Source organism: Mycobacterium sp. (genome assembly GCF_965230835.1).
GTDB lineage: Bacteria > Actinomycetota > Actinomycetes > Mycobacteriales > Mycobacteriaceae > Mycobacterium.
In genome coordinates, this window is record NZ_CBDDLW010000002.1 from 271,469 (window position 1) to 291,296 (window position 19,828).

Sequence of the window (19,828 nt, forward strand, 5' to 3'; positions counted from 1 at the left end):
GGTTAGTGAGCATTCCTGGCGACCCGCACCCGACATGTTCACCTGCCTCATCACCGACACCCTCTACGATGCACAGTATGCAGACCCGCCGCCGGCTATTCGGCCTCTTCACCGCACTGAGCACCGCTACGGCCCTGGTGGCCGGCTGCTCGTCGGACTCGAAGCAGAGTAACGAACCCCTACCCGATGCAACGAATTTGATAAAACAAGCCACCGACAACACCAAGAAACTTACGAGTGCGCACATGGTGTTGACGGTGAACGGCGAGATTCCGGGGCTCTCTCTGGAAACTCTGACCGGGGACCTCACCACCACCCCCGAGACCGCCGCGACCGGAAACGTCAAGCTCAGCCTCGGCGGGGCTCAGGTCGATGCCGACTTCGTGGTCTTCGAAGGCTCGCTGTATGCCACCCTCACCCCGAATAAGTGGAGCAATTTCGGCCCTGCAAACGCTATCTATGACCCGTCACAGGTTCTCAACCCGGACACCGGCCTAGCCAATGTTCTGGCCAACTTCTCCGACGACAAAGCCGAAGGGCGTGAAACTATTGACGGGCAGAGCACCATCCGCATCAGCGGAAAGGTATCGGCCGCGGCGGTAAATGCGATTGCGTCACCGTTCAACGCGACCGAGCCGGTACCGTCCACCGTCTGGATCCAAGAGACCGGCGATCACCAGCTAGCGCAAGCCAAGCTAGATCGTGGTTCGGGTAATTCCATCCAAATGACCTTGTCTAAATGGGGCGAGCAGGTGCAAGTCACGAAGCCCCCGGTGAGCTGATGATGCGGGCCGGACGCCGAGTCGCGATCAGCGCGGGCAGCCTCGCGGTACTGCTGGGCGCCCTCGACACCTACGTCGTGGTCACCATCATGCGCGACATCATGAATGACGTCGGCATCCCGATAAACCAGCTGCATCGGATCACCTGGATCGTGACGATGTACCTGCTGGGCTACATCGCGGCGATGCCGCTGCTGGGTCGGGCTTCCGACCGGTTCGGCCGCAAGCTGCTGCTTCAGGTCAGCCTGGCCACGTTCATTGTCGGCTCAGTGGTCACCGCCCTAGCCGGCGACTTTGGCGATTTTCATATGCTGATCGCTGGCCGCACTATTCAAGGTGTGGCCAGCGGTGCGCTATTGCCGGTCACGTTGGCGCTGGGCGCTGATTTGTGGGCGCAACGAAATCGCGCCGGCGTGCTCGGCGGTATCGGCGCCGCCCAGGAACTCGGCAGTGTGCTCGGTCCCCTGTATGGGATCTTCATCGTCTGGCTGTTCCACCAGTGGCAGTACGTGTTTTGGATCAACGTCCCGCTCACCCTGATCGCGATGGCGATGATCCAGTTCAGCCTGCCATCGCACGACCGCAAGGCCGATCCCGAGAAGATCGACCTGGTAGGCGGCACACTGCTAGCGATCGCTTTGGGCTTCGCCGTGATCGGTCTCTACAACCCCAACCCGGATGGCAAACAGGTGCTGCCCAGCTACGGGTTACCGATGCTGTTCGGGGCGGTAATCGCGGCGGTGGCATTTGTGGCTTGGGAGCGCTTTTCGAGAACTCGATTGATCGAACCCACCGGGGTGCACTTCCGGCCGTTCCTCGCAGCACTAGGGGCTTCGGTAGCCGCGGGCGCGGCGTTGATGGTGACGCTGGTGAATGTGGAGCTGTTCGGCCAGGGCGTGCTGCAGATGGACCAAACCCAAGCCGCGGGTATGCTGCTTTGGTTCCTGATCGCATTGCCGGTCGGTGCCCTGTCGGGCGGATGGATTGCCACCCGAGCGGGCGACCGCGCGGTGACCGTGTTCGGACTGCTCATCGCTGGCAGCGGTTATTGGTTGATTTCGCACTGGCCGGTCGACCTATTAAACGATCGGCACAACATTCTCGGATTGTTCACCGTTCCAGCTATGCACGCTGACCTGCTGGTCGCCGGTCTGGGCCTTGGCCTGGTGATCGGGCCGTTGTCGTCGGCTACCCTTCGGGTTGTCCCGTCTGCCCAACACGGCATCGCCTCAGCGGCCGTGGTGGTGGCCCGAATGACGGGAATGTTGATCGGCGTGGCCGCATTGAGCGCTTGGGGCCTGTACCGGTTCAACCAGATTCTGGCCGGGCTATCAGCGTCAGTATCGCCAAATGCCACCCTGCTTGAACGCGCCGCCGCGATTGGTGCCCAGTACCAGAAGGCATTCGCACTGATGTACGGCGAGATCTTCACCATCACCGCGATTGTCTGTGTGGTCGGCGCTGCGCTGGGTTTTCTGATCAGTGGTCGCAAGGAGCATGCCGAAGAACCGGAAGTTTCCGAACCAGCCGTCGCGCATCAGTCCTAAGCTGCTAGCGCGCTACAAGGCTTAGCAACAGATCCTGGCCGACGCGCTCCACGGCCTCAAACTGAAAGCGCATCGCGCGCGTGATGTTTGATACCCCCACGTCATCGACCGCGGTGATAGGACCGCCCAGCAGGATCGGCGCGACATAGGCCAAAATCCGGTTGATCGCCCCGGCCCGCAGGAATGCACCGGCCACCGTCGGGCCTCCCTCAAGCAGGACATCGGTGCGGTCCGACAACGCCTGTAGTACCTCCGCGGGTTCGTGCGTCCGAATCGCCATAGTGCGCGCGTCGTCGTTGAGAACCTTTGCCTCCGGTGGGATGTCCCGCATTCCTACCACCACGCGCAGCGGCTGCCGCTCGGCCAGGGAACCATCGGCCAACCGGGCGGTCAATGCCGGATCGTCGGCGAGCACCGTTCCGGTTCCGACCACAATTGCGTCGCAGATGCTGCGGCGCCGATGCAAGTCGGCGCGAGCCGCCTCACTCGAGATCCATTGGCTGGAGCCGTCGGCAGCTGCACTGCGGCCATCGATACTGGTGGCATATTTCCACGTCACATGCGGCAGGCCAGTGCGTTGCTTGTGCAACCACTCCCGCATCAGCCCGGCCTCCACCTGATCGGCCAATACGCCTGACCTCACCTGCACTCCAGCTGCTGATAACCGGCCCGCGCCGCCGCCGGCGATAGCGTTCGGATCGGTTACGGCGTAGACCACTGTCGCTACCCTCGCCTCGATCAACGCATTTACGCACGGCGGGGTCTTGCCGTAGTGGTTGCACGGCTCGAGAGTGACCACCGCGATTCCGCCGGCCGCCAACCCGCCAGCTCGGCGCAGCGCCACCACCTCGGCATGCTCACTGCCAGCCGGCCCAGTGGCACCCACGCCGACGACCCGCCCCTCCGGATCCACTATCACCGCACCGACCGGCGGGTTCGGATAGGTACTGCCCTTAACCTGAAACGCGTGTTCGGCTGCGAGTCGCATCGCATCGTCGATGCTATTGACTGTTTGAATGTTCATCGGCACCGATTCGCTAACACAGCACGGGCTTGTCGCCTTAGTGCCTCCACCGCGGCGCCCGGGTCGTCCGCGCCATAAACCGCTGATCCCGCGACAAAACAGTCGACGCCCGCCTCGGCGGCCTGCTCGATAGTGTCCGCGCCAATACCACCGTCGATTTCAACCAAGATCGTCAGCTCGCCGGCGTCCACCATCTTGCGCACTGTACGCACTTTGCTGAGCACCTGGGGAATGAAACTCTGGCCGCCGAAACCCGGCTCGACTGACATAACCAGCAGCGTGTCGAAGTGCCCCAGGATGTCCAGGTATGGGTCTAGCGGAGTGCCGGGCTTGATGCTGAGCCCGGCTTTGGCCCCCGCAGCGCGGATATCGCGGCCCACTCCGACCGGATTATCGGTGGCCTCAGCGTGGAAGGTGACATTGTAAGCACCGGCTTCGGCATATGGCGGCGCCCATCGGTCCGGATTTTCGATCATCAAATGGCAATCCATCGGGATCCGACTTACCGCCAGCAGGCTCTCTACTACGGGCAGCCCGATTGTCAGATTTGGCACGAAGTGGCCGTCCATGACGTCGACGTGCAACCAATCTGCACCTTCGACCGCTGCTGCTTCATCAGCAAGCCTCGCGAAATCAGCGGCCAAAATAGACGGCGCGATCAGCGGTTCACCTGTGCTGCACGGCATGAGCGACAGACTACTCAAGACGGGGCGCCCAACTCGGAACCCGGCTCACGCCTGTCGCCGCAACGCCGCCGCGAACATCCCGTCGGTGCCGTGCCGGTGCGGCCACAGCTGAACGTACGGCCCGGCTCCTAGCCCCTCGGCGATGGGTTCGAACAGTGGGCGGGCATCCAGAGCGACCACCGGGTGACGACGAAGCGCGTCGGCGATCACCCCCACCGTTTCGGCCAGGTGTGGCGAACAGGTCGCATAGAGCACCACTCCGCCCGGCCGGGTCAGCGCGATCGCGGCGGCCACCAGCTCACGTTGCAGTTTGGTCAGCGCTGGAAGGTCGGCGGGCTGACGCCGCCAGCGTGCCTCGGGCCGGCGGCGCAGCGCGCCCAGGCCGGTGCACGGGGCGTCGACCAGGACCCGGTCAAAGGTCGGGTCGAAGTCGACGTTCCGCCCATCGATCCGCACGACCTCAACCGGCAGCCCGCGGGTGTTGGCGGCAACCAGATCTGCCCGGTGAGCCGAGGGCTCCACCGCCGTCACCCGAGCACCCGAGCCAATGCCGAGGGCGGCAAGCAGAGCCGTCTTGCCACCTGGCCCCGCACACAGATCCAGCCAATGTCCGGTGTCGCCCTCGACCGGCGCCAGCGTCAACGCTCGCGCCACCAGCTGGCTGCCCTCGTCTTGGACCAAGGCATGGCCAGCGCGTATCGGCGCCAGTTGTCCCGGGTCACCGCCGGGCAGATACACCGCATACGGCGAATACCGGCCGACGGTGCCACCGACTGCATCAGCCAATTCGCTGGCGGTCAGTACGCCTGGTCGGGCCGCGAGGTGCACGTGCGGTCGTTCGTCATCACTGGCCAGCAAGGAGTCGAGTTCCCCGGCTCCGGAGCCGAGCGCATCAGCGAAAGCCTGGGCAATCCATCGTGGGTGAGCGTGGGCGAAGGCAGCGTGCCCGATCGGATCGCGCACCTGGTCTGGCGCGAGCTCGTCTACCCAAGATGATTCGTCACGGCTGGCGATTGTCCGAAGCACGCCGTTGACGAAACCTGCTCGTGCCCCGTCGAATTCACTCCTTGCCTGCTCCACAGTGGTCGATACCGCGGCATATGCGTCAACCCGGGTGCGCAGCAGCTGGTAGGCACCAAGCCGTAGCAGGTCAAGCAAGACCGGGTCGATCGCCTCAGTCGAACGTCGCGCAGCCGCAGCGATCACAGCGTCGAGCAGGCCCCGGGTACGGCAGCTGCCGTAGGCCAGCTCGGTGGCGAACGCCGCGTCCCGCCCGGTAACACCCCGCTCGCTGAGCAGCGCCGGCAGCACCAAGTTCGCGTAGGCGTCTCGTTGGCTGACCGCTCTGAGCACATCGAATGCAACGCGACGTGCTGGGTCGAACTTCTGTCGGCGTGACCCGCGCGTTGCAGTGCGCTGCGGTACGCGGTCCGCACGGTTTCGGTGTGCTTTGTCGTGGGCTGGGGTCATCGTGCCTGCGCGGTCGGATCGAGCCGTGCGCCGCGCGCCCAGTCGACGGCGTTCATGAATTTCTTTCCTGGCGGCTGAATCTGACCCAGCCGCAAAGGATCCGAGCCGGTACCGATCCATACATCTTTACGGTCGACGTGAATGCTACCGGGCCGCAATTGATCTGGCAGATTAGGGCGACCGCCACCAAGCTGCACCGGTCCAAGTTTAACCCGCAGATCGCCGATGAGCGTCCATGCACCCGGGTTTGGCGTGACAGCGCGGATACGTCGCTCGACGACCGACGCCGGCAGGTCCCATCGCACTCTGGCCTGTTCTACCGCGATTTTCGGCGCCAGGCTGACACCGTCGGCCGGTTGCGGCCTCGGCGTCAGCGTCCCGGCAGCGATGCCGTCCAGCGTACTCACCAGCAATTCTGCACCCGAAACCGCAAGCTGCTCAAGCAGATCGCCCGCAGTGTGAGTCGGCCGGATCGTCTCGGTGACAACGCCGTAAACCGGTCCGGAATCCAGGCTCGGCTCGATCTGGAACGTGGTGGCTCCCGTGATGGAGTCCCCCGCGCTGATCGCAGCCTGGACCGGTGCAGCTCCGCGCCAGGCGGGCAGCAAGGAGAAATGCAGATTGACCCAGCCGCGCGGCGGCACAGCTAGGAGCGGGCCGCCCAGCAATGCCCCATAGGCCACCACAGCGCAGCATTCTGGCGCCAAATCCGATAGTTCGGCAACGAATTCCGCCGAGTTCGGCTGCGGTGGCCGCAACACCGGAATGCCCCGTTCGAGCGCCTCGCGTGCCACCGGCGAAGGCTCCGGCTTGCCTCGCCGGCCAGTGACAGCATCCGGCCGAGTTAGCACTGCGATCACCTCGTGGCGGGCAGCGTTTACCAGGCCACGCAATGCAGGCAACGCGGTTTCGGGGGTACCAGCGAAGACAAGACGCACTCGCACAGTCTAGGAAGCACCCCGAGTGTTGCGTGAATCACAATACCTACAGCAAGTGACCGTAGAACACAGTTATTATTGCTGGTGCATATAGTGTCTGTTGTATATGATCAAAGCGGCAGCACTGAATGCTGCCCGCGCGCCGACGACGACGATGTCGAGAACGCTGCTCCCTTCCCTTTACTTTCGAGGAGATCTCATGACTCTCGACACCCAAGTCCGCGAAGACGAAACACTGGCAGCCAAGCACCGGGAGATGTGGGCCCTGGGCGACTACGCGCTGATGGCCGAAGAGGTGATGGCCCCCCTCGGCCCGATCCTGGTCGCCGCCGCCGGCATTGGGCCGAGCACTCGAGTGCTCGATGTGGCCGCCGGCTCCGGCAACATCTCACTTCCCGCCGCCAAGACGGGCGCCACCGTTATATCCACCGACCTCACGCCCGAGCTGCTGGAACGGTCCAAGGCCAGGGCTAGCGAGCTGGGGCTGACCCTCAACTACCAAGAGGCGAACGCACAAGCTCTGCCGTTCACCGACGGCGAGTTCGACACCGTAATCTCGGCGATCGGCGTGCAGTTCGCGCCAGACCACCAGACCGCGGCTGACGAACTGGTCCGCGCCTGCCGGTCAGGCGGCAAGATCGGCGTGATCAGCTGGACCCAGGAAGGATTCTTCGGGCGGATGCTGGCCACGATCAGGCCATACCGGCCGAGCGTCACCGCATACCTGCCGCCGGCAGCACTATGGGGCAGCGAACCCTACATCAGCGGCATGTTGGGAGATCGAGTCACAGGCATCAACACCAGCCGCGGACTGCTTGAGGTCAAGCGGTTCCACAGCGCCCAAGCCGTCCACGACTACTTCAAGACTCACTATGGGCCGACGATCGAAGCCTACGCGAACATCGGCGACAACAAGGTGCTGGCGGCCGAGCTCGACCGGCAACTCGTCGAACTCGCGGCTCGCTACCTAGAAGACGGCGCAATGAAGTGGGAGTACTTGCTCATCACCGCGGAAAAGCGATGAGCGCAGCCTGAATTAGGCATCAGGAAGCCCGTGTCGGGCCGCCGTCCGGTTTCAGCCGACGGCTCGGCGCGGGCTTTCTTGTTCGTTCACAGCTCTTCAGGATCGGCGTATGCGTCGGGTTCGCCGCCGGCCATGGTGAACGCGGTCAGGGCACGCACCAGCCCGTGACGCTCCGGCGGTGGCATCTTTTCCACGATGCTCGCAATTTCGGTGCGGCGATGCGCGGTGACCTGCCGGACAACGTCTCGTCCACGCGGCGTCAGTGCCGCAAGCAGCTCGCGCCGAGACGTCGGATGCGGAAGGCGGTCGATCAACCCAGCACTGACGAGCCGGTCTACCATCCGACCGGTTGCCGACGGTTGCACACCGAGCAGATTGGCCAGCGTGGCCAGGTTGACCGGTCCGCCATTGGACAAGATGACCAGGGTACGGAACTGCGGTGTGGTGATGTTCTCGTCCACCAGCGCAATCGAATACGCCGAGATGGCTACCAGCAACCGCGAGGCTGTCAGTAGGGCGTCAGTGATCTCATCGAGCGATTCATCAAGTGATTCGTCAGTCGCCATCGCACTTTCCGTTGGCATCGTGGCCCTCTTTCCCGGCGGTTATCCCGGGCTGTCAACTTTGTTCTCGCACACTACGGGCTAGAGCAGCAAAAGCTTAGCAGCCCTCCATTGTGGTAGACATCGATTATTGCCTATGTATACTATGGCCATCGGGTACCTTCGAGGTGCGGTCGTTTCACATTCCGGCCCGCCGACGACAAGGTCATAACTACACATCGCCGTTGACTTCCTGCGAGGGATCCAATGCCGATCAATCCCCCCATCGGCGAGAACCTAGCCCCGGCAAACACGCATCGCGATATGTGGGCGCTGGGCGACTACGCCGCGATTGCCGACGATGTACTTGCTCCACTCGGGCGAATCCTTGTTTCCGCCAGTGGCATTCGTCCCGGCGATCGCGTGCTCGATGTCGCTGCTGGCTCGGGCAACGTGGCCATCCCCGCCGCTGAGACCGGCGCCCATGTCACCGCCAGCGACCTAACACCGCAGCTGCTTCGGCACGCGCAGCGGCGAGCGGCAACCGCCGGTTTGGAACTCGGCTGGCGGGAAGCCAATGCGGAGGCTCTTCCGTTCGAGGTCGGGCAGTTCGACGCGGTGCTCTCAGCGGTCGGGGTCATGTTCGCCCCGCGCCACCAGCGCGCGGCCGACGAGCTGGCCCGAGTGTGCAGGCGCACAGGGAAAATCTGCGTCCTGAGTTGGACACCAGACGGATTCCTTGGCCAGCTGCTCTCCGCAATCCGGCCACATCGACCAACCCTGCCGACCGGTGTGCCCCACGAAGTGTGGTGGGGATCGGAAAACTACGTCGGCGACCTGTTTCGCGATCACGTCTGCGACATTCGCACCCAGCGAGGTTCACTGAAAGTGGAACGGTTCCACCGCGCTGAAGAGTGCTGCAGCTACCTCAAGACGTTTTACGGCCCGGTCATCAACGCCTACCGCAACATCGCCGAAGATCCCGAGCGGGTTGCCGCCCTCGATGCCGAGCTCACCCAACTCAGCAGCGACCATCTCCGCAACAACATGATGGAGTGGGAATACCTCATCTTCACCGCCCGCAAGGGCACATAGTGGCGCTCCCCGCTGTGTCCGCTATCCAATATGCAGCGGGTCGATCTGCAACCGCAACGGCTCACGGGATTGCCGAGCACTGAGTACACCAACACCACGCCGCAGACTGGCAGCCAACTCCAGGCCTTGCTCCCGGCGCACCCGCACCAACATCCTGGTAACCGACGCATCGTTGGAGGTGCCGGCCGGGCGTCGAACTCCCGAGGGCAGGTCCACGGGACCGAGCAGATCAGCGTCGTCGGGCACCTGCGCCTGGTCAAGCAGCGCCGTCACCGCACTCGCGGGCCCATCCAAGGCCGCGATGTGCACACTCGGCGGCAACCCGACTTCGGCGCGAGCCACCAACTCGGCCTCGGCATGACCTACCGGATCCCACCGGATCAGCGATTGCACCGTTGGAATGGATGATTCGGCTACCACGATCACCACGCCGCCAGCACTGCGGCAACGTACCAGAGCGGCCGCGGCCATCCAGCGCCAAAGCGCGTCCTCGGACGCCCGCAAATCTTGTCGCCCCAATAGCGCCCAGGTATCCAACAGCAGCGCCGCGCCGTACCCACCGGCAGCCCTGGGCTCAGCTCCGGGGGTGGCAACAACAACGGCTGGATGAGCATCCACCTCCGGCACGATCGCATCGCCCGCCGAGGTGATCACTGTCATACCGGGGAAAGCCCTCCCCAGCTCCTCGGCAGTACGCCGCGCCCCCACGACCACCGCGCGTATCGCATGTGACCCGCAGCGCGTACACCGCAGCGCCGAGTCGACGCGTCCACACCAGCGACAGACCGCGGCCAGGCCATCCGACGTATGCTCACCGCGCTCGATCAGCGACTGTGGACCGGTGCAGTGCCGACACCGAGCGATCGCACGGCACCGTCCGCAAGCCAACGACGGCACGTACCCGCGACGCGGAACCTGCACCAGCACCGGCGCTCCGGTCTGCAACGCCGACCGGGCGGCGCGCAACGCAATAGACGGCAGTCGGGCGGTACGGGCAGCAGGGTCGCGCTCATCGGCATGACCGCTGTCGTCGAGTGCGACCACTCGCGGACTACGCGCACGCACCACCGGCCGTGCCGCGACGACATCGTGCGCCCAACCATTGCGCACCAGAGCGTGCGCTTCGGCCGTACGAGCGAAGGACCCGATCAGCGCCGCGCAACGCGCCTGATGCGCCCGCAACATCGCTACCTCTCGCGCATGCGGATAGGGAGCGCGCGGCTCTGCGAGAGTATCGTCGGCGTCCGACCAGACCATGACCAGCCCCAGGTCGTGCAGGGGTGCAAATACCGCACTGCGAGTACCCATCACGAGCCACGCGTTGCCCCGCAACGCCGCCAACCACCTGCGGTAGCGAGCCGCCGGCCCAAGACCTGCCGAGAGAGCCACGACGGCATGCTCATCGACGCGTGTCACCGCCGCTTGCCACAGCGTGTCCAGATCGCGCTGATCCGGCACGATCGCTAGCACCGTGCGCCCGCTCCGCACGGTTTGAGCCGCGGCCTCGGCGAATCGGTCCGCCCATGACTCCCCCGGCAGCGCCTGCCACACAGCACGAGCGGCCCGCGACTCTGCTAGGGCGGCCAGGAACCTTCCACCGCGGCCATAGACCTCCCATCCCGCCGGGTCGACCGGATCGACGACCGGCCTTATCTGGGCGATGCGCTGCAACGCGGGTTCCCGCTCCACCTTGGCATGCCGGGGCGGCACTGCCAGCCGCAGCACATCTGGCCGAGTCCCGGCGTAACGTGCCGCAACGGCGTCCACAAGTCGGCGAATCTCTGCAGTGAGTACCGGTTCGGGTGACACGACACGATCGAGCCAGCCCAGCCTTCCGATGTGATCAGTGTCGCTTCGGCGTTCCAGCACAAACGCGTCGACCAGCCGACCGTGAAACCGCACCCGTACCCGCACCCCGGGCTGCACATCGTCGGACTGCTCGGCAGACACCAGGTAGTCGAAGTCGCGATCTAGATGCGGTACCGACAGCATCGGCAAAACCCGTGCGATCGGCTCAACCTCGACAGGCGTGCGCGAGGCGCTGCCCCTGGTCACGAGAGATCAACCGGTGCTATCGGAGCCCAGAATAAGCTGCTAATCAACACATTTCTCGCTTGTCCGCGCTCGCTCCTGCGTTCCGGCTATCCGCTATAGCCACGGACACCGAAGACTAGCTCTCGACAGAGACACGACGGCGATCGCGAGAGCTGGCGCCACCACGACCAAAGAAGAACCCGGCCGTTATCAGGATCGCGGCCGCGGCATACGAAACCCAGATCGGCACCTCCAGTGCCTGGTCACCCAGGATAAACCGGTCGATCGCAATCATCGCATCCGAGGCCGCAAAACATACCGCGCCCACGGCGGTCCAGATCGTGGGCAACCGCGCCACCAACGCCGCACACACCATCGCACACAGGACGAAGATATAGACCGTCACTGGAATCGTTAGGTTGTCCTGGCCGAGATGGGGCCAGAACCATGCCAACATCCCTCCCGACGCCAGCCATATGGCGGCCACCGCAACGACCCGGATAGCCGGCAGTCGCGCACCAGCCCGAGGAACACACAAGGGCAACAACGCCCCGATAAAACATAGATGCGCAAACAGAAACGCACCGAGTCCCAAGACAAACGATTGCGCCCACCATGGAATCGCCAACAGCCAGTCGCCGGTTGCCGACAACAACAGCGCCGCAACGAGCCACCGTCGTTCGCGAACTATGGGGTGCGCAACCGCAGCCATCGCCAGCAGCACTGCCATCGACGCCTTGAACGCCGGCTGCAGAACCCAGTGTCCGGTCAACTCCGCCCTAGGCGGCGAGTGCACGGCGATCACCGTTAAGTACAGCCCGTAAGCAAGTCCCGCGCAGCCCGCCACCACCCAGCCACCAGCCACCAAACGAGGCGCATATGGTGCGTCAATTCGCAGTCTGGCCCATACCGCCGACGAGAAACCCGCGATCGACCCCATCCTGCTGAAGGTACTGGATGCTGTTCCGTTTCGGTTATCTTTGCTGACTACGGGATCCATGCGGTGCGCAGCGGCTGCGCACAACGCCGCGTGCCGCGCCGGACGGTGCGGGCTTACGATTTCTCGATCGACGGGCCGCTGGACCCGAATAGGGTCGATATCCGTTGACTCCCCGTTGATCCCGCCTCGGAACCCCGTGAAGTCAGCGCAAATACTCGCTGGGAGCGACACCATACCAGCGTTTGAATGCGTGCGAAAACGTTGATACCTCGGTATAGCCCAGCCGCTTGGAAACCTGCTCAACAGTCAGCCCGACGTTGCGCAGCAAGTCGACAGCAACCGTGGAGCGCGCTTCGTTCAGCAAAGCCCGGTACGACGTGCCTTCGGCCCCCAGTCGCCGACGCAGCGTTCGAGGGTGAATGTCGAGATCCTCGGCAACTTCGAGAAGTGTCGGGAACGATCCCGAATCGCGGAACAACTTTGTGCGCACCACTGCTGTTATTCCCCGACGTTGCTCGCTGCGCTGCATCAACACGTCACACTGGGCGATACACATTTCCAATGTGTGATGGTCAGCTTGTGGCAGTGGCTCGTCGAACATGGCCCGCGGAAAATGCAGCCGGTTGTGCGCTCGCCCGAATTCGACGTCGTGGACCGGCGCCAGGGCGAGCAACGGACGCAGCAGTTCCTCGCCGATTGCCACCTCAGCCGATACCTCGTCGGCATACTTCTCTGCCACCGACCGGGTGAAGCTCGTCGTGGTCGCGATGATTCCGGCGATATCGCGCTCAATGAAGAAACTCCGCACGTCCGGAGGCAGATGGCCGGCACTGAGGTCAACCAGGCAGTCGTCGGCGGTTTCGAAAACCGTGATGTCGATGTGCAACATCGTCAATGCGAAATAGCGCATCGCAATGGTGAACAGTTCGCGAAGGGTCCCGCACGCCATCACCGCAAAGCCGAATAGCCCGAAATGCGTGAGGGTGAACCTGCTGCCCACATCGATCCCGACGCCGGTCCCGTCGCACAGCCGAGCCAATAGCCGTCGCACCGCGACGATCTCGTCGAGCGCAGCCACCATGGCGTCGGGATCATCAAGGTCGGCTGGCTCGATCGCGGTACCGGCCAGCACGTCGCGCGGCAGCACCCCGCGCTCGTTCGCCACCTCGCACAGCACCCGGGTCGCGTAAATCGGATGCCTGAGCACGGCTCGTTCAGCCGACCGATTCCCATCGCCCATAAGCTGTCCTAAATTCCCAACTCTATGTCCCTTAGTCTCATTACCCGCGAACCACGTCATCCATACAGTGGATTCATGGCTACTCTCGCCACCGAGCGGCCGCCGACGGGACCTGCCAGGCCGCCGAGCACTCCGACGACTACACAGGAAGCTCCCACCATCGGGTTCGACACCGGTGCAGCTTTCGTGAGCCGGCCACGTGGCAGCGAGATCACCGACACCCACCACAGCACAATCCTCGTAATCCAGATTCACCATATTCACCGCTACCCTCGCTGGTGGCCCGATCCCGAAAGATTTATTTCCGGCCGATTCCTGCAGAACGCGACAGAACCTCCATGCTCGGCACATGCGCGTTTCGGCGGGGCAGACGCATCTGCATCGGACAGAGCTTTGTTTTCGTCGAGATCCCATGCGCCGACATTCGAGGTGCCCCTTACCCTGCGGCCCAAGCACGGGTTGCGCCGCATCGGAAGCAGGCGTAAATGACCAGGCAAACGCCCCGGCACACATGTGCCGCGCCTGACTACCACACGCTGATCGTCGGTGCGGGATTCTCCGGCATCGGAGCGGCTATCCAACTCGACCGAGCGGGATTCGGCGATTACCTCTTGGTCGACGCTGCCGATGGCGTCGGCGGCACCTGGCACTGGAACACCTATCCCGGTATCGCAGTGGATATCCCGTCGTTTTCCTATCAGTTCTCCTTCGAACAGAGCTCACACTGGTCGCGAACCTACGCACCCGGCGGTGAGTTAAAGGCCTACGCCGAGCATTGTGTAGACAAGTACAGAATCCGGTCCCGAATCCTGTTGCGCACCAATGTGCTTACCGCTGAGTTCGACGACGAACAGAGCCTGTGGCGCGTTCACGCGGAACCGGGCGGCGAGATCACCGCTAGGTTTCTGATCAACGCCAGCGGCGTGCTGACGGTACCCAACCTGCCCGACATCGACGGTGTGGAATCCTTCCACGGCATCACGATGCACACGGCTCGTTGGGACCACAGCAAGGACTTGGCCGGAAAGCGCGTGGCAGTCATCGGTACCGGCGCTTCGGCGGTGCAAGTAATCCCCGAAATCGCGCCAATCGTCGAACATCTCACCGTATTTCAACGCACGCCGATATGGTGCTTTCCGAAACTCGACCTCGCGATGCCCGCAGCTGCTCGATGGGCGATGCGGATTCCCGGCGGCAAGACCGTGCAACGGATGCTCAGCCAGGCTTTCGTGGAGGCGACCTTCCCCATTTCTGCGCATTACTTCACGGTGTTTCCGCTGGCACGGCGAATGGCTTCGGCAGGACGCCAATACCTGCGCAAACAGGTCAAAGACCCGGTGTTGCGCGAGCAACTCACACCACACTACGCGGTGGGATGCAAACGACCGGGCTTCCACAACGATTACCTGGCCACGTTCAACCGCGACAACGTATGCCTGGTCACTGAACCAATCGACAAGATCAGACCTAGATCAGTGGATACCATTGATGGCAATTGCCATGAGATCGATGCGTTGGTGCTTGCAACAGGTTTCAAAGTCATGGACACCGACAACGTGCCGACCTTCACCGTCCGCGGAAGCGGCGGACGCTTGTTGGGCCGGTTCTGGGACGAGCATCGACTGCAAGCTTACGAGGGTGTCAGCGTTCCCGGTTTCCCAAACTTCTTTACCGTGTTCGGCCCCTACGGCTACGTCGGTTCGTCGTATTTCGCACTGATCGAAACCCAGACCCACCATATTGTGCGATGTTTAAAACGGGCCCGGCGCGACGGCGCAACCCACGTCGAGGTCACCGAAGAAGCCAATGCTCGCTACTTCGCTGAAGTGATGCGTCGCCGACACCGGCAGGTCTTTTGGCAAGACAGTTGCCGGGTAGCCAACAGCTACTACTTCGACAAGAACGGCGACGTGCCGCTGCGACCCACCACTACCGTCGAGGCCTACTGGCGCAGCCGACGCCTCAAGCTCGATAACTACCGATTCACTGGCTAGGCGCGCCCGCCGGAGACCGATCCCGACTGCCACCGCCAGCGATCGCTGCGGAGCCGGCCCCCGGCTTGCGCCACATTTGGTCGCCTAGATGGCGCGCTTGAGATCTTCCACCTTGTCCAGCTTTTCCCAAGGAAGTTCGATATCCGTGCGACCGAAGTGCCCGTAGGCAGCCGTATCCGTGTAGATCGGCCGCAGCAGGTTCAGGTCGCGGATGATGGCGCCAGGCCGCAGGTCGAACACTTCGCCGACGGCCTTTTCAATCTTGATCGGGTCGACCGACTCCGAGCCGAATGTCTCGACGAAGAGGCCAACGGGGGCAGCTTTACCGATCGCGTAGGCCACCTGCACCTCAACCCGCTCCGCCAGCCCGGCAGCGACGATGTTTTTGGCCACCCAGCGCATTGCGTACGCCGCCGAGCGGTCCACCTTGGACGGATCCTTGCCTGAGAAGGCGCCGCCGCCGTGGCGCGCCCAGCCACCGTAGGTGTCGACGATGATCTTTCGGCCGGTAAGTCCGGCGTCGCCCATCGGTCCGCCGAGGACGAATTTGCCGGTCGGGTTGACCAGCACCCGGACCGACGATGCGTCCAGCGTCTCGTGAGCCAGGTCATCAAGCACGGTCTTGAGGACCTTCTCCTGAATGTCGGGGTCTAAGGTCTTTTCCAAGTCGATGTCAGCCGCGTGCTGAGTGGAAATGACGACCGTATCCAGCCGGACCGGAACATTACCCTCGTAGCCAATCGTGACCTGGGTCTTGCCGTCAGGACGCAGGTAGGGCAGCACGCCGTTCTTGCGGACTTCGGTCAATCGCCGCGACAACCGGTGCGCCAGCGCGATGGGCAGCGGCATCAGCTCAGGAGTGTCATTGATCGCGTATCCGAACATCAGGCCCTGATCGCCAGCCCCCTGCGAGTCCAGCGGATCAGCCGCACCCTCGACGCGCGCCTCGTGGGCGGTGTCGACACCCTGGGCGATATCCGGCGACTGCGCGCCAATACCGATGTTCACACCGCACGACGCTCCATCGAAACCCTTGTCCGACGAGTCGTAGCCGATTTCGAGGACGCGTTCGCGGACCGTGTTGGTGATGTCTGCGAAGGCCTCTTTCGCGGTTGTGGTCACTTCACCCACCACGTGGACCTGCCCGGTGGTCACAAGCGTCTCGACCGCGACACGTGAGCGGGGGTCCGCCGCCAACAGCGCGTCCAGGACCGAGTCGCTGATCGCATCGCAGATCTTGTCGGGATGTCCCTCTGTCACCGACTCACTGGTAAACAGCCGACTCTTTTCGCTCACTATGGTCTCCGTCCTTCCGCTAATTAGTTAGCCGAATTATATCCTCCGGCAATCATATCCTCCGGCATCAATCTCAGCGCGCCCACCCAGGAAGCGCCCAGCTCCTGCCCAGCACTCACGCAGAGCAGGGCCAGTTATCCGCCACTGCTGTCCAGGAACGTAACGATGGCATCAACGATACGGCTCGCCATCAGGGTCTTGGAGCCGTACTGCAGCGCCGACTCAGTGCCATCGGAGGCGAGCAACCAGCCGTCGTTGCTATCTACCTCGAAAGCCCGACCTTCGCCGACAGCATTGACGACTAGTAGATCACACCCCTTGCGCCGCAATTTGGTGCGGGCGTGAAACAGCACATCACCGTTGGCGTCACCGGTTTCCGCCGCGAAGCCAACAATAGCGCGCATATTGGGCAGCTGCCCGTGCGCGCGGGCCTGCACCGCGCCGGCCAAGACGTCGTCGTTGCGTACAAGTTCAATCATCCCCGGCGCTTCTGAGCCCTCTGAGCCCTTCTTGATCTTGGCGGCTGAGACTCGCGCGGGCCGGAAATCGGCGACAGCAGCGGCCATCACCAGCACATCTGCATCAGGAGCATGCTTCGACACCACATCACCGAGCTGCTGCGCCGAGGTGATGTGCACCACGTCGACACCCGCTGGATCCACCAGCCCGACGGTATGCCCAGAGACTAAAGTCACATCGGCACCGCGCTGGGCAGCGACCCGTGCCACCGCATAACCCTGCTTGCCGGAGCTGCGATTGCCGATGAAGCGCACCGGGTCGATTGGCTCGCGGGTGCCGCCTGCCGTCACCAGCACCTTCCGACCGGCAAGGTCGTAGGGCAGGGCGTCGTGCCGCTCCAGTAGCAACTGAGCGAGAGTGGTGATCTCCTCAGCCTCGGGCAACCGCCCGGCGCCGCTGTCGGCGCCGGTAAGCCGCCCGGACGCGGGCTCGAGCACCACCGCCCCGCGACGACGCAATGTGGCGACATTGTCGACGGTAGCGGGGTGCAACCACATCTCGGTATGCATCGCCGGGGCGAACAGCACCGGACAACGAGCCGTAAGCAATGCTGCGGTCAACAGATCATCAGCCCGGCCGGCCGCCGCCCGAGCCAGCAGGTCCGCGGTGGCCGGCGCCACTATCACCAGGTCGGCCTGCTGCCCGATATGCACATGGGGAACAGCTGGAACGTCGTCGAAAACCCCGGTGTGTACCGGCTGGCCGGACAGCGCCTCGAACGTTGCGGCCCCTACGAATCGCAACGCCGATTCAGTGGGAATCACCCTGACCTGATGGCCAGCCTCGGTGAGCTGACGGACAACCGTACACGCCTTGTAGGCGGCGATACCGCCGGAAACCCCGACAACGATCCGCCTCAGGTCCATCACGCCGGCTCTTTGCCTGCCAGATGCCTACAGACGCCGCGACGTCGCTTTACGAGGCGACTCTCCAAAACGATCACAGCGCCTCCGGCCCGGCCCCGCTACTCGCCCTCAGTGTGTTCGAGCAGATCCGTGTGGATTTCGCGCATCGCTATCGATAGTGGCTTTTCCTGCAGCCCAGGCTCAACGAGCGGACCAACATACTCAAGGATGCCCTCGCCGAGCTGGTTGTAGTAATCATTGATCTGCCGTGCCCGCTTCGCCGCGTAGATGACCAAGGCGTATTTGCTCGAGACCCGTTCAAGCAATTCGTCGATGGGCGGATTGGTAATGCCCAGCGGGGTGTCGTAGGCGCTTTGTCCACCTGACGACGGATCAAACTGATCCGCGAGCGGAACTGCGGCCAACGACGCGTCGGACTGCGAAATACTCACGTAGACAATCTCCTGGCGGCGTAGAGCGGCTGAACGGGCATTGAAGTCGGGGTTGAACGTGGTGGTGAACTCTGTCCGGCCAGATGACTCACGGCGAGCCGGGCACAGTTCCCACCAGCAAGGATACCAATTCCGCGCACGCGGATTCCAATCGACTGTTCACCACGACCTCATCGAAGTCGTCTTGAGCGGCCAATTCGATCCGGGCGGTGTCCAGGCGGCGGCGGATAACCGCAGGTGTCTCGGTGCCACGGCCGACCAGCCTAGCCTCCAGGTCATCCCAGCTCGGTGGAGCTAGAAACACCGCGACGGCCTCCGGCATCGCCTTCTTGATCGCCTTGGCCCCGGCCAGGTCAACCTCGATTAGTACTGGCGCACCGGATGCGGTAGCGGCCCGTACCGGCTCAGCGAGGGTTCCCGATCGGTGCAGTCCGCCGTGGATCTCAGCCCACTCCAGCAGAGCGCCGCGGTCGATCAGCTGCTGAAACCGGGCGGGGCTGACGAAGTGGTAGTCGACTCCGTCGACCTCTCCCGGGCGCGGTGCTCGGGTGGTCGCCGAAATGCTGAAGTGCAGGTTCGGGATGCGCTCCCGCAGACACCGAACCACCGTCGACTTACCGACCGCCGAGGGACCGGACAGCACAACCACACGCCCCGCGGCAGGGCTGCGGTCTGCGGCGCGATCAGCTTCCGGCCCCCAACCCGCGCTCACCAGCACTCCCGGGTGGGCTCTCGCACGAACCACCAGACCTGCCGCACCGGCGAACGCGTAGGACTGCCTACCTGCTCCGCAGGCCACCCGGCCCGCATCACCGGCGAGCTAAGCGGAGCCGAATTTTTCCAGCAGGGCCTTGCGCTGACGATCACCGAGACCACGTAAGCGGCGGGTCGGAGCGATTTCAAGCTCGGTCATGATTTCCTGCGCTTTGACTTTTCCTACCTTCGGCAACGCCTCAAGCAGGGCCGATACCTTCATCTTGCCCAAGACTTCGTCAGTCTCGGCGTCTTTGAGCACCTGCGTGAGGTTGGTACCACCGCGCTTGAGCCGATCCTTGAGCTCTGCTCGCGCTCGACGCGCGGCAGCAGCCTTCTCCAACGCGGCGGCGCGCTGCTCGTCGGTCAACTGGGGAAGGGCCACAGTTCCTCCGTCTCTCCTCGATAGCAATCAGTATTTGTTCTCAGCCGGGTACTCCAGCCAGCGCAGACGACCGTACTCACGCTTCCGGACGAAATCTAACCCGACCCCCCGGTTTCGGGTACAAACTCCCAGCGTGGGCCAGTTTGTGTCGTCGATCAACGACCCGCAAAGCGCCGCTCAGAGTGGCCGGTCGCGGCGTCCTCTGCGCCGAGTCAGGACCAAGCTTCACTCTGAAATAGCATCGCCTAGCTGCGGTTTTCGC

At 63.5% G+C, this 19,828-nt stretch carries 18 protein-coding genes and 1 pseudogene; 6 read left to right on the forward strand and 13 right to left on the reverse strand.

Features of this window, described 5'->3' with window-relative positions; all coding sequences use genetic code 11:
• Positions 1-68 precede the first annotated feature (68 nt).
• Both ACO07W_RS01735 and ACO07W_RS01740 read left to right on the forward strand, forming a co-directional pair.
• On the forward strand, positions 69-782 hold the full coding sequence (locus tag ACO07W_RS01735) for an LppX_LprAFG lipoprotein (protein WP_421840259.1): 714 nt from the start codon (positions 69-71) through the stop codon (positions 780-782).
• A gap of 2 nt (positions 783-784) precedes the next feature.
• Positions 785-2,329: an MFS transporter gene (locus ACO07W_RS01740; RefSeq protein WP_421845759.1), complete on the forward strand. Its 1,545-nt coding sequence runs from the start codon at positions 785-787 to the stop codon at positions 2,327-2,329.
• A gap of 4 nt (positions 2,330-2,333) precedes the next feature.
• On the opposite strand, the gene ribD is transcribed toward ACO07W_RS01740, so the two are convergent.
• Genes ribD through fmt form a run of 4 tightly spaced genes read right to left on the reverse strand, consistent with a single transcriptional unit; the run spans position 2,334 to position 6,447 of the window.
• The gene (ribD, locus tag ACO07W_RS01745) at positions 2,334-3,353 is read right to left on the reverse strand and encodes a bifunctional diaminohydroxyphosphoribosylaminopyrimidine deaminase/5-amino-6-(5-phosphoribosylamino)uracil reductase RibD (protein WP_421840260.1); all 1,020 of its coding nucleotides are present in this window, start codon (positions 3,351-3,353) and stop codon (positions 2,334-2,336) included.
• Positions 3,350-4,048, reverse strand: coding sequence for a ribulose-phosphate 3-epimerase (gene rpe, locus ACO07W_RS01750; protein ID WP_421845760.1), 699 nt, complete (start codon positions 4,046-4,048; stop codon positions 3,350-3,352). Before rpe ends, ribD begins: the two co-directional genes overlap by 4 nt.
• A gap of 36 nt (positions 4,049-4,084) precedes the next feature.
• Positions 4,085-5,509: an RsmB/NOP family class I SAM-dependent RNA methyltransferase gene (locus ACO07W_RS01755; protein ID WP_421840261.1), complete on the reverse strand. Its 1,425-nt coding sequence runs from the start codon at positions 5,507-5,509 to the stop codon at positions 4,085-4,087.
• Positions 5,506-6,447 carry a methionyl-tRNA formyltransferase gene (gene fmt / locus ACO07W_RS01760; protein WP_421840262.1) on the reverse strand — a complete coding sequence of 314 codons (942 nt, stop codon included), beginning with the start codon at positions 6,445-6,447 and terminating at the stop codon, positions 5,506-5,508. Before fmt ends, ACO07W_RS01755 begins: the two co-directional genes overlap by 4 nt.
• Positions 6,448-6,646: 199 nt before the next feature.
• Between fmt and ACO07W_RS01765 the strand changes: the two genes are divergently transcribed.
• Complete coding sequence (locus ACO07W_RS01765; RefSeq protein ID WP_421840263.1) at positions 6,647-7,471, forward strand: class I SAM-dependent methyltransferase; 825 nt, start codon at positions 6,647-6,649, stop codon at positions 7,469-7,471.
• Between the two features lie 86 nt (positions 7,472-7,557).
• Here ACO07W_RS01765 and ACO07W_RS01770 read toward each other — a convergent pair whose 3' ends face one another.
• Entirely contained in the window at positions 7,558-8,037 is a 480-nt protein-coding gene (locus ACO07W_RS01770; protein ID WP_421845761.1) for a MarR family winged helix-turn-helix transcriptional regulator, read from the reverse strand.
• 243 nt (positions 8,038-8,280) lie between these two features.
• On the opposite strand from ACO07W_RS01770, the gene ACO07W_RS01775 reads away from it, so the two are divergent.
• Complete coding sequence (locus tag ACO07W_RS01775; protein WP_421840264.1) at positions 8,281-9,108, forward strand: class I SAM-dependent methyltransferase; 828 nt, start codon at positions 8,281-8,283, stop codon at positions 9,106-9,108.
• A gap of 21 nt (positions 9,109-9,129) precedes the next feature.
• Here ACO07W_RS01775 and ACO07W_RS01780 read toward each other — a convergent pair whose 3' ends face one another.
• Positions 9,130-11,100, reverse strand: a complete 1,971-nt coding sequence (locus tag ACO07W_RS01780; RefSeq protein WP_421845762.1) for a primosomal protein N' — start codon at positions 11,098-11,100, stop codon at positions 9,130-9,132.
• A gap of 178 nt (positions 11,101-11,278) precedes the next feature.
• Positions 11,279-12,034 (reverse strand): lysoplasmalogenase, encoded by a 756-nt coding sequence (locus tag ACO07W_RS01785; protein WP_421845763.1) that lies wholly within the window; start codon positions 12,032-12,034, stop codon positions 11,279-11,281.
• Here ACO07W_RS01785 and ACO07W_RS01790 point away from each other — a divergent pair.
• Positions 12,033-12,229, forward strand: a pseudogene (locus ACO07W_RS01790) (alpha/beta hydrolase); the annotation flags it as partial. The gene ACO07W_RS01785 and the pseudogene ACO07W_RS01790 overlap by 2 nt on opposite strands.
• A gap of 55 nt (positions 12,230-12,284) precedes the next feature.
• Here ACO07W_RS01790 and ACO07W_RS01795 read toward each other — a convergent pair.
• Positions 12,285-13,322, reverse strand: a complete 1,038-nt coding sequence (locus tag ACO07W_RS01795; RefSeq protein ID WP_421840265.1) for an AraC family transcriptional regulator ligand-binding domain-containing protein — start codon at positions 13,320-13,322, stop codon at positions 12,285-12,287.
• Between the two features lie 485 nt (positions 13,323-13,807).
• Here ACO07W_RS01795 and ACO07W_RS01800 point away from each other — a divergent pair, with 485 nt between their 5' ends.
• On the forward strand, positions 13,808-15,316 hold the full coding sequence (locus ACO07W_RS01800; RefSeq protein WP_421840266.1) for a flavin-containing monooxygenase: 1,509 nt from the start codon (positions 13,808-13,810) through the stop codon (positions 15,314-15,316).
• 84 nt (positions 15,317-15,400) lie between these two features.
• On the opposite strand, the gene metK is transcribed toward ACO07W_RS01800, so the two are convergent.
• The 5 genes from metK to mihF all read right to left on the reverse strand — a co-directional run bounded on the left by metK (position 15,401) and on the right by mihF (position 19,566).
• Positions 15,401-16,612, reverse strand: a complete 1,212-nt coding sequence (gene metK / locus ACO07W_RS01805) for a methionine adenosyltransferase (RefSeq protein WP_421840267.1) — start codon at positions 16,610-16,612, stop codon at positions 15,401-15,403.
• 134 nt (positions 16,613-16,746) lie between these two features.
• The gene (gene coaBC, locus ACO07W_RS01810) at positions 16,747-17,997 is read right to left on the reverse strand and encodes a bifunctional phosphopantothenoylcysteine decarboxylase/phosphopantothenate--cysteine ligase CoaBC (RefSeq protein ID WP_421845764.1); all 1,251 of its coding nucleotides are present in this window, start codon (positions 17,995-17,997) and stop codon (positions 16,747-16,749) included.
• Positions 17,998-18,095: 98 nt separating this feature from the next.
• Positions 18,096-18,428 carry a DNA-directed RNA polymerase subunit omega gene (rpoZ, locus tag ACO07W_RS01815; protein WP_421840268.1) on the reverse strand — a complete coding sequence of 111 codons (333 nt, stop codon included), beginning with the start codon at positions 18,426-18,428 and terminating at the stop codon, positions 18,096-18,098.
• Between the two features lie 88 nt (positions 18,429-18,516).
• Complete coding sequence (gmk, locus tag ACO07W_RS01820) at positions 18,517-19,140, reverse strand: guanylate kinase (RefSeq protein ID WP_421840269.1); 624 nt, start codon at positions 19,138-19,140, stop codon at positions 18,517-18,519.
• Positions 19,141-19,248: 108 nt separating this feature from the next.
• Entirely contained in the window at positions 19,249-19,566 is a 318-nt protein-coding gene (gene mihF / locus ACO07W_RS01825) for an integration host factor, actinobacterial type (protein WP_015355818.1), read from the reverse strand.
• Between the last annotated feature and the right edge of the window lie 262 nt (positions 19,567-19,828).

Coding starts and splice junctions, on each gene's coding strand:
- ribD (WP_421840260.1), bottom strand. CDS start 3,353: ATGAACATTCAAACAGTCAATAGCATCGACGATGCGATGCGACTCGCA.
- ACO07W_RS01735 (WP_421840259.1), top strand. CDS start 69: ATGCACAGTATGCAGACCCGCCGCCGGCTATTCGGCCTCTTCACCGCA.
- ACO07W_RS01765 (WP_421840263.1), top strand. CDS start 6,647: ATGACTCTCGACACCCAAGTCCGCGAAGACGAAACACTGGCAGCCAAG.
- ACO07W_RS01795 (WP_421840265.1), bottom strand. CDS start 13,322: ATGGGCGATGGGAATCGGTCGGCTGAACGAGCCGTGCTCAGGCATCCG.
- ACO07W_RS01775 (WP_421840264.1), top strand. CDS start 8,281: ATGCCGATCAATCCCCCCATCGGCGAGAACCTAGCCCCGGCAAACACG.
- ACO07W_RS01770 (WP_421845761.1), bottom strand. CDS start 8,037: ATGGCGACTGACGAATCACTTGATGAATCGCTCGATGAGATCACTGAC.
- ACO07W_RS01740 (WP_421845759.1), top strand. CDS start 785: ATGCGGGCCGGACGCCGAGTCGCGATCAGCGCGGGCAGCCTCGCGGTA.
- coaBC (WP_421845764.1), bottom strand. CDS start 17,997: ATGGACCTGAGGCGGATCGTTGTCGGGGTTTCCGGCGGTATCGCCGCC.
- ACO07W_RS01780 (WP_421845762.1), bottom strand. CDS start 11,100: ATGCTGTCGGTACCGCATCTAGATCGCGACTTCGACTACCTGGTGTCT.
- ACO07W_RS01800 (WP_421840266.1), top strand. CDS start 13,808: ATGACCAGGCAAACGCCCCGGCACACATGTGCCGCGCCTGACTACCAC.
- ACO07W_RS01755 (WP_421840261.1), bottom strand. CDS start 5,509: ATGACCCCAGCCCACGACAAAGCACACCGAAACCGTGCGGACCGCGTA.